Origin of the sequence: Caldalkalibacillus thermarum, assembly GCF_014644735.1 — a bacterium.
In the GTDB taxonomy this organism is placed as follows: domain Bacteria; phylum Bacillota; class Bacilli; order Caldalkalibacillales; family Caldalkalibacillaceae; genus Caldalkalibacillus; species Caldalkalibacillus thermarum.
The window spans coordinates 1-14048 of sequence record NZ_BMKZ01000053.1 but is presented as its reverse complement, the minus strand read 5'-3'; the positions used below and the strand labels follow the sequence as shown (position 1 = coordinate 14048).

General features: G+C 48.6%; 13 protein-coding genes. 9 read left to right on the top strand and 4 right to left on the bottom strand.

Annotated features, from left to right (window positions below; all coding sequences use genetic code 11):
• Positions 1–20 precede the first annotated feature (20 nt).
• From IEW48_RS14915 to IEW48_RS14900, 4 genes are all read right to left on the bottom strand, one after another.
• A complete protein-coding gene (locus IEW48_RS14915) occupies positions 21–509 on the bottom strand; it encodes a spore germination protein (RefSeq protein ID WP_229704075.1) in 489 nt (162 codons plus the stop codon).
• 30 nt (positions 510–539) lie between these two features.
• Positions 540–1751, bottom strand: coding sequence for a Ger(x)C family spore germination protein (locus IEW48_RS14910; protein WP_188624456.1), 1212 nt, complete (start codon positions 1749–1751; stop codon positions 540–542).
• Entirely contained in the window at positions 1748–2878 is a 1131-nt protein-coding gene (locus IEW48_RS14905) for a GerAB/ArcD/ProY family transporter (protein ID WP_188624455.1), read from the bottom strand. The genes IEW48_RS14910 and IEW48_RS14905 overlap by 4 nt, the downstream gene beginning before the upstream one ends.
• A 92-nt stretch (positions 2879–2970) precedes the next feature.
• Entirely contained in the window at positions 2971–3174 is a 204-nt protein-coding gene (locus IEW48_RS14900; protein WP_188624454.1) for a hypothetical protein, read from the bottom strand.
• Between the two features lie 120 nt (positions 3175–3294).
• On the opposite strand from IEW48_RS14900, the gene IEW48_RS14895 reads away from it, so the two are divergent.
• The 9 genes from IEW48_RS14895 to IEW48_RS14855 all read left to right on the top strand — a co-directional run bounded on the left by IEW48_RS14895 (position 3295) and on the right by IEW48_RS14855 (position 13933).
• Complete coding sequence (locus IEW48_RS14895; RefSeq protein ID WP_188624453.1) at positions 3295–4560, top strand: metallophosphoesterase family protein; 1266 nt, start codon at positions 3295–3297, stop codon at positions 4558–4560.
• Positions 4557–7145, top strand: a complete 2589-nt coding sequence (locus tag IEW48_RS14890; RefSeq protein WP_188624452.1) for an ATP-binding protein — start codon at positions 4557–4559, stop codon at positions 7143–7145. Before IEW48_RS14895 ends, IEW48_RS14890 begins: the two co-directional genes overlap by 4 nt.
• A gap of 72 nt (positions 7146–7217) precedes the next feature.
• Positions 7218–8561: a glucose-6-phosphate isomerase gene (locus IEW48_RS14885; RefSeq protein WP_188624451.1), complete on the top strand. Its 1344-nt coding sequence runs from the start codon at positions 7218–7220 to the stop codon at positions 8559–8561.
• Positions 8562–8677: 116 nt separating this feature from the next.
• Positions 8678–9367 carry a metal-dependent hydrolase gene (locus IEW48_RS14880; protein ID WP_188624450.1) on the top strand — a complete coding sequence of 230 codons (690 nt, stop codon included), beginning with the start codon at positions 8678–8680 and terminating at the stop codon, positions 9365–9367.
• A gap of 279 nt (positions 9368–9646) precedes the next feature.
• Positions 9647–9928, top strand: coding sequence for a hypothetical protein (locus IEW48_RS14875; RefSeq protein ID WP_139023983.1), 282 nt, complete (start codon positions 9647–9649; stop codon positions 9926–9928).
• An 87-nt stretch (positions 9929–10015) separates the two neighbouring features.
• Positions 10016–11329 (top strand): DRTGG domain-containing protein, encoded by a 1314-nt coding sequence (locus tag IEW48_RS14870; protein WP_188624449.1) that lies wholly within the window; start codon positions 10016–10018, stop codon positions 11327–11329.
• A gap of 337 nt (positions 11330–11666) precedes the next feature.
• On the top strand, positions 11667–12737 hold the full coding sequence (locus IEW48_RS14865; RefSeq protein WP_188624448.1) for a sodium:calcium antiporter: 1071 nt from the start codon (positions 11667–11669) through the stop codon (positions 12735–12737).
• A gap of 119 nt (positions 12738–12856) precedes the next feature.
• Complete coding sequence (locus IEW48_RS14860; protein ID WP_188624447.1) at positions 12857–13630, top strand: SDR family oxidoreductase; 774 nt, start codon at positions 12857–12859, stop codon at positions 13628–13630.
• Positions 13631–13720: 90 nt separating this feature from the next.
• On the top strand, positions 13721–13933 hold the full coding sequence (locus IEW48_RS14855; protein WP_188624446.1) for a hypothetical protein: 213 nt from the start codon (positions 13721–13723) through the stop codon (positions 13931–13933).
• The last annotated feature ends 115 nt before the right edge of the window (positions 13934–14048 follow it).

Below are 14048 nucleotides of genomic sequence, written 5' to 3'. Positions count from 1 at the left end.
GGAGTATTAGCGGTGCAGTTTCAGGCAGACATGGTGCCGTCATTCCTGCACTCAGGAACAGAGTTAGGTCTTATTAGGACCCTCCCATTTCCCGCAGTCCTGCGGTTATAGGGAAACGAGTCGCACGATTCCCCCCCTAAAAAGCGAAGAATGGCCTGATCAAAGGAGTCAAAAACCCTAATCGATGAGAGTGTCAGCACTTCTTGCAGCGAGCGATTTAGGTTTGGGGAGCCCTGCAGCTTGTGGGCTTCGGCAGGGGACAGGTGAACCAATGGCTTAATGACATCTTCCTCTATGCTCTCTTTATCGGCCAACCCCTCAATAAAAAAGAGCGTAGCGGAAATGGTTTTTCCTAGGCGCATCTCCCGTTTGAAAACATCGCTGCTTTCCCCGACAATGTTCTCAATGGAGGTTACTGTTTGTTTAAGATCAGCCGAGAGAGTCATCTCGTATTCCGCTCTTTTCCGGACCGTCTCTCGGTTAAGACGTTTAAACAAACGGCTAAACAATGTCATCACCTCCTGTCCTGTTTAGATCCGTTAATTCAGACGTTCACCCAACATATAATGCCGTATGCGCACATGGGCTGTGATACCCATTTCAGCCCTGGAGAATTCACCGTTCTCTCCGTCCCAGTTTTCCTTAATCTGTTTCCAGTAAGCATAATCTTTGTGCTTTATTTTTTGCCCAAATTGAAAAATATCGGTATACAACTCGGTTTGCATTTTGCGGAGGACACGGTTGGCTTGTTCTTCTATTTTCCTGGCCACAGCTTGTTCAAGTTTACTTATGTTTTGCTCATCATCAATCTTATACTGATGCAGCCAGCTTTCACCCAGGGAGCCTTCAGCCCTGATCTCAACGTGAAACCGGTTTGTCTCTTGATGGCGTTCGTAGGTCACCCTTGAGCTCATTTTACGGGTCTCAAACACGATCATGTGCCCTGGTTCATATTCAGTTTCTATTATGCCGTTCTCCGCTTGGCCCATGATCCAGTTATATCCTTTCACATCTTCTTCGCCCAACCAGCCCACCATCCGGTTTGTTTTCCCCAGGAATACCGCTGCACCTGCCACTTTTAAGTCTCCCTCTCCCCCTTTGGTGATGCGGGAAATCAGATAACTTTCCTGACCCAGCACTTTGGCGGCAATCTCCCCGATTTCGGACGGCTTTATAGATTCCAAAACCTTCCAATAGTTTTCGTTGGTCATCTCAATGGAAAGGGCAGGCATATCTTCTAAAGGCAGCTTGTCTTCCAGAATGTGCCTGGCCTCTCCTTTGGTAATCAAAATGTGTGCTCTGCGCCGCATTTCGTGATCACGTATATAAAAATCAATCAGGTGTTCCAACAAGCCTTGGCGTGCCAGCTCCTCATTAATCAGGATCACTTTTATATGTTCATAGTTCATGATACGGCTTTGTCTTGAGGAAAGATTACGCCCTATTTTAAAGTTGGTCAAATCAGAGGAGGTGATGTTAAAAAAAGGTTGAAGTGCAGTGCGAGACCCTCCACCTGTTGGCTCTGTCAACTGGCTGGGGATAGCCACTTGAAAAGTGGCGCTAAACCGCCTGCCATGTTCATGGACTGGCGTTCCCGTTTCTTCCTCTGCCTCCCGTGCCAACTGCTCCTGATCGCGGCTGGGATCAAAGGCAACAGCCATCACAAAACCGACCTCTTCAATTTCATTTCGGTCCCAGCACCCGCTTAATACCAGGCATGTTAACAATACAGCCACAAGCAGTTTACTCATTTGTCAGATCCCTCTGTCATGTTCCATGTTGCCGTTTTGTTACGCACCCATACGCTGACATAGCCGCTTCCCACTCCCAAGAAAAAGAGAGCTGCTCCCAGCCAGCCCACCCATTCGGCAAACGTAAATAGTTCGGTAATAGACTTCGGAACAAAAGCGATGATGAATATCACAAAGGCGGTCAGGGATGGCAGCCAGGCCAGTTTAGTATGGGGTAGAAATTGATCATTGATGATGGTGACCGTCAAATATTGGTATACGGCCGCAGCATTAAAAATGGTCATGATCCATATGGTAATCATCAACGACTCCAGGCGTTCGAAAAAACCACCTGGCACCTCTACTTCCTTGGCTAATTCGACAGTAGGGAAGGCAATCACTTTCACCGCCTCCAATGAAAAAACAGCGTAACTCATCACCGTGAGCATCACATAGATCAAAGTCACCACTAAGATGCCGACATTTAAGGGAGTGGCACGCAGGTGGTTGGCGGTCATGTGTGCCATGAAAAAGAAAAGAATTTCAACACCCAAAAAAGGAACAATCATTTCCTTTACTCCCTTAAGCACCGGTGATAGGCCTTCACCTAAAACAGGAAGGAGGTTGGCTAGCTCCATGGCCGGAAGATTAAAGGAAAGAATCCCCAGTCCCATGAACAGGGTGACAGGCAAAAACAAAAGGTTTAAGTGGATGATGCCTTGTAATCCTTTGGAGACGGCATAAGTAGTGGTTAATAAAAACAGACTGGCGATGGCTTCAGAGGGCGTCTGATCCAGGACATACAGCCGCACGACAAAGACCAGGGTCCGCACAAGATAAGCAGCAACACCCACAAAATAAAGGACGAAGGCCATCCCCATCAACAGGGCCCACCACTTGCCAAGGGTTCCCTGCCGAAAATAGTCCATGAGCGTCTGTCCAGGAAAGTGGCGCTGCAGACGGGTATAAAGCGTTACCAGTCCGGCCACAGCCAAACCGCTAATCATGATTGATATCCAGCCGTCGGGAGAATTCATTGTCTCGGCCAGCCTGCTGGGCATAACAAATACGCTGACACAGATAAGCATGGTCATGATGGAGATGGACATCTCAAGGGGACTGATCTTGTAGTTAAACTGGTTATTCATGATGGAAACACCCGTTCTTTTTCTTTGGTTAATTCCAAGAATCAGTCAAGATCAAATGAGGAAAATATATGAACATTCTTTTGAAATCTTGTTTATTTGGGTTTGTTTAACTGCCGTATAATTTCTTCCCTTCTCTTTAGATTGTCTTCTCTCATCCAAGGCAAAATGGCTTTGTTCTTCAGCCATTTAATGGTATATTGAACGGTAACGGAGAAGAGTAATGTTCCCAGTGCGGACCATAGCACAGATTGTTCAGGGAGAAACTCCAACATGCGCTTGCTTAACTCTGCTAACATGGCTCCCTCCGTAAGAGTACCTGGTTGGGCGACAGTTTAGTTATTGCCTAAAAAGTGTCAAATATGCATGGGAAGAAGAAGCTGGACAGTTCAATCAATAACGTCACACAGGTGATAGGAATGACACTAAAATTTATTCACTCAGCTGATTTGCATCTGGGCAGTCCTTTCAAAGGGCTGGCTCATCTGCCGGAAGAGATTTATCTTAAGATAAAGGACTCCATTTTTCTTGCTTTTGAAAGTTTGGTCCATGTGGCCATAAAAGAAGATGTGGACTTTATTCTCCTTGCCGGAGATATTTTTGATTCTTCCAATCCCAGTGTACAAGCGCAGCTCCGTTTTAAACGGGGCTTGGAAAAGCTGGCTGCTGAAGAGATACGTGTTTTTATTGTTCACGGTAATCACGACCCTGTTCACGGCCGGTACCAGGCTTTCACCTGGCCTGACAATGTTCACGTTTTTTCAGCAGAAGAAGTGCAACGCATACCCTATTACAAGGGCGGGCAACTGGCGGCTGCAATCTATGGCATCAGTTACGGAACAGCCAGGGTAACGGATAACCTGGCCCGCCGCTTTGAGCGCCAGGCAGAGGAGTCGTTTGCCATCGGACTTTTACATACCAACTGTGATGGCGTAGAGGAGCATGAGCCTTATGCCCCTTGCTCCAAACAGGATTTGCTGCGGGCTGGGATGGATTATTGGGCACTGGGCCATGTCCATACCCGGCAAATCATCCATGAAGATCCTTACATTGTCTACCCGGGGAATCTGCAGGGGCGGCACATCAGAGAACAGGGTGAACGGGGGTTTTATGTGGTGGAAGTGGATGAAGACAAGCGTGTAACGCTTCACTTTTGTGCAGCCAGTCCCATCTGCTGGGAGGAGCATGAGCTGGATCTTTCAGGAGCTGGGCACCTGGAGGATGTGGAGGCACGCCTGGCAGCGCTGCGCGAAAGGTTGCGCAACCGGCCAGGCATGGAGATGTGCCTGTGCCGCGTAAACGGCACAGGGACGACGCCTTTGGCCGAGGTGTTATCTAGCGCGGCAGTGAGGGAGGAATTACTGGCGGAGTGGCGGCAGAGCGAACCTTTCCATGAGCGTGTTGTCTGGCCAGAATCATTTCAATTTAGGGGACACCCCCTTTTTGACAGGAATGAATGGAAGAGAAGTGAGACCATTTATGCCGACCTGTTGGAGATTGTGGATCAATATAAGGAAAATGACTTGCGTTTAGAGGCCCTGGTGGAGGAACAGTTGAAAGACTTGTTTGAACACCATAAGGCCAAAAAGTACTTAGATCCCTTAAGCAGAGAGGAAAAGCAAGCACTGCTCAGTGAGGCCGAACAGCTCATTTTTGCTAGTGGACGGGGAGGAAGAAAAGCATGAAACTGACCGGGATTGAGATTGACCGCTACGGGCATTATGAACAGCTTCATATCCCCGGGGAAGCGCTCAGCCGCGCGGTGACGGTCATTTACGGCCCTAACGAGACGGGAAAATCAACGCTCCACTCCTTCATCCGTTTTGTTTTGTTCGGATTTACGGAACGAGGAAGCAATCCTTACCAACCCCTTAAAGGAGGCCATATAGGCGGAGCTTTACATGTTGAGCATGAGGGCCGGTCTGTCCGTGTGTCCAGGCACACCCCTCCCAAAAAAGGACAAGTCACTGTTCACATTGATGGACAGCTAGGAACGGAACACGAGTTACGGGCTCTCTTGGGCCATATTTCGCCAGTCTTATTCGAAGCCATTTTTGCCTTCTCCCATCAAGAACTGGGGAGATTGGAAACCTTGCAAGCAGATGAAATCAACAGCTATCTTTATTCAGCAGCGATGGGTTCAAGGGGCATTGATCTTTTGCAGCTCGAACAAACCTTGAGCAAAAGAAGGGAAGAGTGGTTTCGTCCCCGGGCCACGAAGCCCAAAATCAATCAGCTGCTCTATGAACTGGAGCAAGAAGAGAAAGAGATACAAACTTTGAAAAACAGAATGAAAAACTATGTGCCTTTGAAGGAAAAAGTGGAGCAGAGGGAAGGGGAACTTGAAGGTCTGCGCCAAGAGCGGAAGCGTCTGGAAAGGAAGCAAAGGGAACTGGAAAACTTAAAGCGGGCTAAACAGCTGCAAGAGGAGATCAAGCATCTCCGGATTCAGATTGAACAGCTTCCTCCCTTCCGCTTTCTTCCCTACGAGCAGCGTTTCCATGCTTTGTTGATGCAAAAAGTGGTAATGACAGAAAAAAAGGAAGAGATGGAACGTTTAAAAGCTCAGCTGGCCGAGAAAACCCATCAGCTCAGGCAGCGGATAGAAATACTTGGGCCGGAGTGGAGCCTTACGCGGATCACCAAGTATCATTTATCACTGGATCTTCAAGATCAGCTGCTTGGGTTGGCCAGCCAAATCACAGAGCTGGAGAGCGAACGGCGGGAAGTTGGGACACGCCGGGAAGAACAGGAACTAAAAGTCAAACAATTGACCGCTGTCTGGGAGTTGGAAAAGGAAGCGCTGCAGCAACAGCTTCAGCAGCATCGGCAACAGGATGAAGCAGAACAAGAGACCCTCTCTTCCAAAGGATGGCTGGCCGGGTGCTTCATTGCGCTGGGTCTTGCGCTGGTGATTCTGTTTGTATCCGGTTCTCCCCTCGTGGCGCTCATCACCTTGGCCGGTCTTGTCATCACGCTGTTTTTGGGCTACCAACTGCATAAGCAGCGGGACAACTTAACCCAATCCAAGCTGGTTGCCCTTAAAGAGCAACTGGAACAGATCTATTCCCATTCGGATCGCTATCTAAAGCAAATGGAACATGAACTGATTCTGGCCAAAGACCAGTTATCTTATCTGAAGGAAAAAGAAGCTGAGCTTAACCATCTGTTACACCACTGGCAAGAGGAGTGGACTAACAAACTGACCCGTCTAGGCTGGCCTGCATCCCTTTCGGCGCACAGAGCCCCCGAATTGCTGCGTCTGTTGGCAGAGATCCAACAGGAACAAGGGCAAGTGGAACAGATCAAGGAGCGGCTGAAGCAGCTAGAGGAAGCGGTAGCCGCCTGGGAAGAAGAGGTAAGCAAACTGGCCCAGGAAGTGGATGGCGATGGAGCGGGAGACGTATCCAGTGGGGGCAACATTCCCCCGGCTGTGTGGCTGGAGATGATGGATGCAAGGATCGCGCAGGAAAAGGAACAAGCGCGAAAGAAGGAGAAGTTGTTATTCAATCTTAAACAATGCCAACTGCAATATGAACAAATCGCCTTAAGTTTAAATATCTCTGAGCAACAACTGAACGAACAATTGCAAACCCTTTCTGCCCAGCAGATTCAAGAGTTCCTGTCTGGTGTTGAACGGGAACTGGAGGTGAACTTGAAACAGATCGAAATGTTGGCCACCGAGATTGGCCACTTGCAATCTGAGCTGAGGGAAATGGAAACGGAGGAGTCGCTGGCCCGTAAAGTGCAATCTTTTGAGCAAAAGAAGACCCGTCTGAACCAGATGGCCAAAGAGTGGGCAGTGTTGTCCCTGGCCGGCCGCCTATGCCGGGAAACAAGACAGATGTATGAAGAAAAGCGCCAACCTGCAGTACTTAAAGAAGCCGGCCGCTTTTTCAGCAAGATGACACTGGGGCGCTACATTCGGATCATTGCGCCGCTGGGGCAAAAAGAGCTTATTGCTGTTCGTCAGGACGGAGAACGGTTGCCTGTCTCTTTTCTGAGCCAAGGAGCAAAGGAACAGCTTTACCTTGCCTTGCGCTTTGCTTTTATCCGGGAATTTAGCCGGCATGTGAACTTGCCGGTCATGATGGATGATCCTTTTGTCAATTGTGATCACAAACGGCTGGAAGCCATTTTGCAAGGGGTGCAGGAGCTTGCCTCCACCCATCAGGTGATTCTGTTTACCTGCCATGATCACATTGTCCGTTGTGTGCGGCAAATGTTCACCGAGACAGGAGAAATTGAACTCCCTTTCGCTTTCCGTTAAAGTTATAGGTGATAAAGTATTTGCATGTATGTCAGGAAAAACATATTTTTTGCAGAAGGAGTCGACGTGCCAATGACCTTAAGCTTTGATTACAGCAAAGCCAAACCATTTTTATCCGATCAAACCTTAAGCTATTACATGCCACTAGTCGAAACAGCCCATCGTTTGCTGCATGAAAAGAAGGGAGCAGGCCGTGAATTTCTGGGCTGGGTAGACTGGCCTTCTAACTATGACCGTGAGGAGTTCAAACGCATACAGGAAGCAGCAAAGAAAATTCAGGCCCATTCTGATGCGCTGGTCGTGATCGGGATCGGTGGTTCCTATCTGGGAGCCAGAGCAGCCATTGAAATGCTCACCCACCATTTTTATAACCAGCTGCCTAAACTGAAGCGCCGCACACCTGAAATCTACTTTGTGGGGCACCACATCAGCTCCACTTATATGGTTGAGCTGATGGAGATCTTGGAAGAGAAGGATTTTTCCATCAATGTGATTTCCAAGTCTGGCACCACCACAGAGCCGGCCATTGCCTTCCGCCTGTTCCGTGAGCTGCTGGTTAAAAAATATGGGGAAGAAGGCGCTAAGGAGCGCATTTTCGCCACGACAGACAAAGCAAAAGGCGCGTTAAAACAACTGGCGACGGAAAAAGGATATGAAACGTTTGTGGTGCCTGATGATATCGGCGGGCGTTACTCTGTGTTGACTGCTGTGGGGCTGTTGCCCATCGCCGTGGCCGGCATCGATATTGAAGCCATGCTGAACGGAGCCCAGGAGGCCCAGTACAAGTATGCCGAAAGCAACCTGGAACAAAACCCTGCCTACCAATATGCGGCCATTCGCAACGAGCTTTACCGTCAAGGTAAAACCATTGAGCTGTTGGTCAACTATGAACCGGCGCTGCATTATTTTGCCGAATGGTGGAAACAGTTGTTTGGAGAAAGTGAAGGAAAAGACGGCAAAGGCATTTACCCCGCTTCTGTTGATTTTTCAACTGATCTGCACTCCATGGGTCAATACATACAGGACGGATTGCGCCAGCTGTTCGAAACTGTGATCCACGTGGAACGTCCCCGTCATGAACTGATTATCCCCCATGAAGAACAAAACTTGGACGGCCTGAACTACCTGGCGGGAAAAACCGTTGATTTTGTCAATCAAAAAGCGTTTGAAGGGACACTGTTGGCCCATACTGATGGAGGCGTGCCCAACCTGGTGATCCGGGTGCCGGAATTAAGTGCCTACACCTTTGGCCATATGGTCTATTTCTTTGAAAAAGCATGCGGGATGAGCGGGTACCTGCTGGGGGTTAACCCCTTTGACCAGCCTGGGGTTGAAGCTTATAAGAGAAACATGTTTGCCCTGTTAGGCAAGCCGGGATTTGAACAAGAAAAAGCGGCCTTGGAAAAAAGACTGTAGTGCATTTGGCAGGGTGTTGGCGGGTGACGAGCCTTGGCCCTTGGCACGTGATAAACGGTGCCAGGGTTGAGGTTTGCACATATTTTTCAAATCTAACATACAAGGAGGAGATGCTGGTGAAAATCACGTTCCATGGTCATAGTTGCGTCCAGGTGGAAACCGGTCAGGCATCGCTGATTATTGATCCGTTCCTGAGCGGCAATCCGACGGCCAAAATCTCAGCAGACGATGTAAAAGTGGATGCCATCCTCTTAACCCATGGCCATGGGGATCATGTTGGGGATGCGGTGAGCATCGCCAAAAAGAACAAGGCCAAAATCATTGCACCGTTTGAACTGGCAACGTATATGAGCTGGCAAGGCTGTGACGTTCACCCTATGCATATTGGCGGCGCCTACCAGTTTGACTTCGGCCGGGTAAAATTGACGCCGGCCTTTCACGGCTCGGGCTATGTGCTGGAGGACCAAAAGCAGATCATCTATCTCGGTATGCCGGCCGGCCTGTTGCTCACCATTGACGGCAAAACGATTTATCATGCCGGAGATACCGCCCTGTTTAGCGACATGAAACTGATTGGTGAGCAACATAACATTGATTTGGCCTTCCTGCCCATTGGGGACAATTTTACCATGGGGCCAGAGGATGCCCTGATTGCGGCGGAATGGTTGCAAGCCAAAAAAGTAGTGCCCATGCACTACAACACATTCCCCTTAATTGAACAGGATGCCCAGGCTTTTGTCCGTGCCCTGAAAGAAAAAGGCATTGAAGGGGAAGTGCTGGAAGCAGGCGGACAGTTAGCCCTGTAGTTTGTAACAAAAATGATAACTGTTTGTAATATGCATGTAATATACGGGGGGTATAATTGAAACTGAACTTAGTTGAAAACCCCCTTATATATAGATCCCTTTCAGGCGGCTCAGGCCGCCACTTTTTTTTTGCATCTTTTCTGAGTACGAGTCATATAGTGGTACAAACAGCTTCATTTAATGTATGTTGTTGAAGGAGTTGTACACACCAGGGTTGGAGTTTGTGTAAGCAAAATGATGGGAGCTGTGTTCGGCAGATTGGGACAAGGACGTGATCGTATGGCTTTAAAGTTTCGGTTGATGATCTCCTTTATTGTGGCTTTGTGGCTGTTGTGGTTTGCTGTACCTCGCTTGCCGCTGTATGGTACAGATTTGCAATTTGGCTTTAGCGTATTGTGGCTGGCCTTCTGTTTGCTGGTCATTGCGGCCAATTTGCATGCCCTCTTAAGATTGGGCCGGGGAGAAGAGGTGGAGCGTCCGGCACTGACCAAAGAGCAACGGGAAGTGATCAGGCGCCTGCAGCAGGCCCGGAAAAAACGGCGCAGAATAGAAATTCACTAACCAGGCCACTGCCTTTTTCTCATTGCTTTTGCTACCTTAGTCTCAGTATAATGAAGGTACTTAAGTATGAAAGGGTGGTGAGGGCAGGTGGCCACCAAACACGAACAGATCCTGGACTATATCCGCCAATTGGACGTGGGCAGTAAGATCTCAGTGCGGGGCATTGCCAAAGAACTGCAAGTCAGCGAAGGGACTGCATACCGGGCCATCAAGGATGCCGAGGCCCAGGGCTTAGTCTCCACCATTGGGCGTGTGGGCACGATCCGTATTGAGAAAAAGGAACATGAACACATCGAAAAATTAACTTTTGCCGAAGTGGTCAGGGTGGTTGAAGGTACTGTTATCGGTGGACGAGCCGGATTGCACAAAACATTGAACAAGTTTGTCATCGGCGCCATGCGGTTGGAAGATATGATGCGTTATGTGGAAGACGGTAATTTGTTGATTGTGGGCAATCGTGTCAAAGCTCACCGGTACGCCTTGGAGGCCGGAGCCGCTGTGTTAATCACGGGTGGTTTTGACACGACGGATGATGCTAAACGGTTGGCCGATGAATTAGAATTACCTATTATTTCCACAGCCTACGACACCTTCACAGTCGCGACTATGATTAATCGGGCGATTTATGACCGGTTAATCAAAAAAGAAATTATGTTAGTGGAAGATATACTTATTCCTGCTGAGAAGACTTATTTCTTGCGACCGGATCAACAGGTCAGTGATTGGCACGATTTAAGCCGCCAAACCGGCCACAGCCGGTTCCCCGTTGTGAAGGAGAATGGCGAAGTCTGCGGTGTGGTGACCGCTAAGGATATTATCGGCCGGGATGTTGACTTGACCATTGGTGAAGTGATGACACATCAACCGTTAACCGTTTCCCCAAAAATGTCTGTGGCCTCGGCTGCACACATGATGATTTGGGAAGGGATTGAACTTTTGCCGGTTGTGGATGAACGTCAAATATTACTGGGTATTATCAGCCGGCAGGACGTGCTTAAAGCGATGCAGTATATCCAGAAACAGCCGCAAGTGGGGGAAACCTTTGATGACCTGATTACCACGCCGTTAGATGAGGTGGAAGAGGGGGAGAACTTTTATCTGCAGATTGAAATTACGCCCCAAATGACCAATCATTTGGGCATGCTTTCAACCGGTGTGTTAACCACCTTGATGCTCAATGCCGGAGAACGCTTGTTACGCCGTTATAAAAAAGGGGACTTGGTAGCCGATACGCTTAACCTGTACTTTCTGAAGCCGGTGCAAATTGAACAAAAAATTCAAATCCACCCTCGCCTGTTTGAACTGGGCCGCAAATTTGGTAAAGTAGAAATCGATGTGCTGCATCAGGGCAAGCTGGTGGCCAAAGGCATTATGAGTGCGCAGTTGATTGACCGGAGCTAGATGTGCAAGAAAAGGAGGGTTCTTGGGGATTGTTCCCCACCCCCCTGCACCGTTCCGGGAGTTGGCCTGCTGAACCTGTTTTTGGCAGGTTATTTTTATTGACAAATTTGAGAGTAGAAGATAGAATAAATGGCATAATAGCATAACAGGAAAAGCCTAAAAAGGGGAGTAGCGACCGCAAGGTTAATGAATCGTCATCACGGTGAGCCATCACCCGGTTCATTAAGCTTTGTGTGCGCCACAAAGTACGCGAGACCTTTTTATAAGAGTTTTTGTGCCCATAAAAGCTCTTATAAAAAGGTCTTTTCCTTTTGTCCAAAAAAGGAGGGGCTTTAGCATGGTTTTCCTATTGTTTTTCATTGCCGTAGTGGTCACTGTTTATGTGGCGATGAAGATTTCTGCCTATGCCGATGTGTTAAGTGAAAAAACGGCTCTTGGCGGATTGTTGATCGGTACGCTGTTCCTGGCCGGAGCAACGTCCTTGCCCGAGGTAACCACCAGTGTCTCCGCTGTCATGATTAACAGCCCTGATATTGCGGTGGGTAATGTTCTCGGCAGCAATCTGTTCAATTTATTGATTTTGGCCAGCTTGGATCTCTTTTTCCGTAAAGAGAGAGCACTCACTTGCGCTTCAAGGGACCATCGCTATACCGTTTCACTCGGGTTTGTGCTTTCTATGCTGGTCGTCCTGGCCATGACTCTGGATCTGCCCTACACGCTGCTGGGGGTTGGCTTAGATTCACTCTTTTTATGCACGGTTTATGTGAGTGGGATGTTATTAATTACTAAATTTTCCCGCCATGACAGCACTCTCCGTCATGAAAGTACACGGCCTGCCGTTTCGGCACAGGAAGAAGTGGCCGTAGCCCTGGATAAAGAGGCAGCTAGACAAGATGTGCCCCCTCAAGACACACAAGCGCTAGAGAATAAGAACATCTCGGTCCAAAGAGCCTGGCTCGGTTTTGCGGTTTCTGCTGTGCTCATTTTGGTGTTTGGTTCACTCCTGACGGTCACCGGAGACAAGATTGCCGTGATCACTGGGCTCGGGGCCAGTTTTGTCGGCAGTTTCCTGATTGCGGCATCCACCTCTCTTCCAGAGGCTATAACTGCTTACGCTGCTTTTAAATTGAGAAATTATAATTTAGCTATAGGTTCCATATTGGGCAGTAATCTGTATAACATACTCATTTTGGTCGGCACGGATGTGATCTACCGTCCTGGCCCGCTTCTGTCCAATGTGGACACGGTCCATCTCTTAACCGCCGCTTTTGCCGGGGTGTTAAGTTTGATTGTGCTCTACTCTTTAGTCAGGAAAAACGAAAACAGCACGGTCCGTTATGTGATCCCGTCCACTCTGATCATCATGGTTTATTTCATTACGAGTTATTTGATTTTTACCGGGCAGTAGAGAGAAGGAAAGTTCTCCTTTGCAAGAAGTTATCCCTTGCCATCAGGTCAGCAGAACATGTATGATTCATAAGTGATGGGAATGAGCGGAGAAGCTTGAGAGGAATGAGGGGTTAAGCGATGGGACGCTTTCATGACCAAGTTGTGATTGTGACTGGTGGCGGCCAGGGGATTGGCCGGGCTTTAAGCTGCCGTTTCGCGGAAGAGGAGGCGAAGGTGGTCATTGCGGATATCGACCGTGAGGCCGGCTTTGAAACGCTGGATACCATCCAAACAAGCGGGAAAGAAGCACACTTTATCCGTACTGATGTAGCCGATGAAGACGATGTCGAGCAGCTGGTTCAGGAAGCGGTTGAGCGGTATGGCAAGGTGGATATCCTCATCAATAATGCCGGGATCGGCCATTTTGAATCCTTGTTTGACATTGATGTGAAGCATTTTGACCGTGTGATCGCTGTCAACTTGCGGGGAACGTTCTTATGCTCCAAGTATGCCGCTCAAGTGATGAAAAAGCAGGGCAAGGGCGTGATCATTAACATCGCCTCTACCCGTGCCCTCATGTCTGAAGCGCACAGTGAAAGTTATGCTGCTTCCAAAGGCGGCATCCTCGCTTTAACCCATGCCATGGCCGTCAGCCTGGGGCCGGTCGGTATCCGGGTCAATGCCATCAGTCCAGGCTGGATTGAAACAGGGGAGTGGAAAAAAGCAGGTGAGCGTTATACCCCGCAGCACAGTGAGCGGGACAAGCTCCAGCATCCTGTGGGGCGGGTGGGTGACCCGGAAGATATTGTCCGCGCTGCTTTTTACTTGGCCTCAGATGATGCCGGGTTTATTACAGGCCAAAACCTGATCATTGACGGCGGCATGACCGTGAAAATGATTTATGAAGAATAGAAGAATAGTGCAACAATATCTCCTCCAATGGTTAGTATGGTTAATTCTTCATCATCTTTAGCCAACAAAGCTAACGGATCCCCATACATTGTGGCTTACAATGATTATATGCACAGCCGTTCATTCTACAATGTGGGTTCGGAAGTGATTGGCCAGTATGGCAAAGTGTGGGAAGCTGTCGTTGAGTATGCAAAATCGGTTGACGGGCCCAAGCTTATTGGGATGCCGGAGAGCGTGAAAAAGCCGGGAAGGAAGAGGAACAAGCCTATTATAAACTGGACGGTTTGGCGGTTTTTATCATAAATTATCCGAGAAGACCCCCACTTTTAAACGAAGTGTAAGTGGGGGATGAATCGGGCACAAACATATATTCCCTATATGAACTGGAAGTGATAAGATTAAGGTTAGGAGGGGGAAG

Bases quoted from the DNA above. Each gene is read 5' to 3' on its own strand.
- IEW48_RS14910 (WP_188624456.1), bottom strand. From the start codon at position 1,751: ATGAGTAAACTGCTTGTGGCTGTATTGTTAACATGCCTGGTATTAAGC.
- IEW48_RS14905 (WP_188624455.1), bottom strand. From the start codon at position 2,878: ATGAATAACCAGTTTAACTACAAGATCAGTCCCCTTGAGATGTCCATC.
- IEW48_RS14900 (WP_188624454.1), bottom strand. From the start codon at position 3,174: ATGTTAGCAGAGTTAAGCAAGCGCATGTTGGAGTTTCTCCCTGAACAA.
- IEW48_RS14895 (WP_188624453.1), top strand. From the start codon at position 3,295: ATGACACTAAAATTTATTCACTCAGCTGATTTGCATCTGGGCAGTCCT.
- IEW48_RS14890 (WP_188624452.1), top strand. From the start codon at position 4,557: ATGAAACTGACCGGGATTGAGATTGACCGCTACGGGCATTATGAACAG.
- IEW48_RS14885 (WP_188624451.1), top strand. From the start codon at position 7,218: ATGACCTTAAGCTTTGATTACAGCAAAGCCAAACCATTTTTATCCGAT.
- IEW48_RS14875 (WP_139023983.1), top strand. From the start codon at position 9,647: ATGGCTTTAAAGTTTCGGTTGATGATCTCCTTTATTGTGGCTTTGTGG.
- IEW48_RS14865 (WP_188624448.1), top strand. From the start codon at position 11,667: ATGGTTTTCCTATTGTTTTTCATTGCCGTAGTGGTCACTGTTTATGTG.
- IEW48_RS14860 (WP_188624447.1), top strand. From the start codon at position 12,857: ATGGGACGCTTTCATGACCAAGTTGTGATTGTGACTGGTGGCGGCCAG.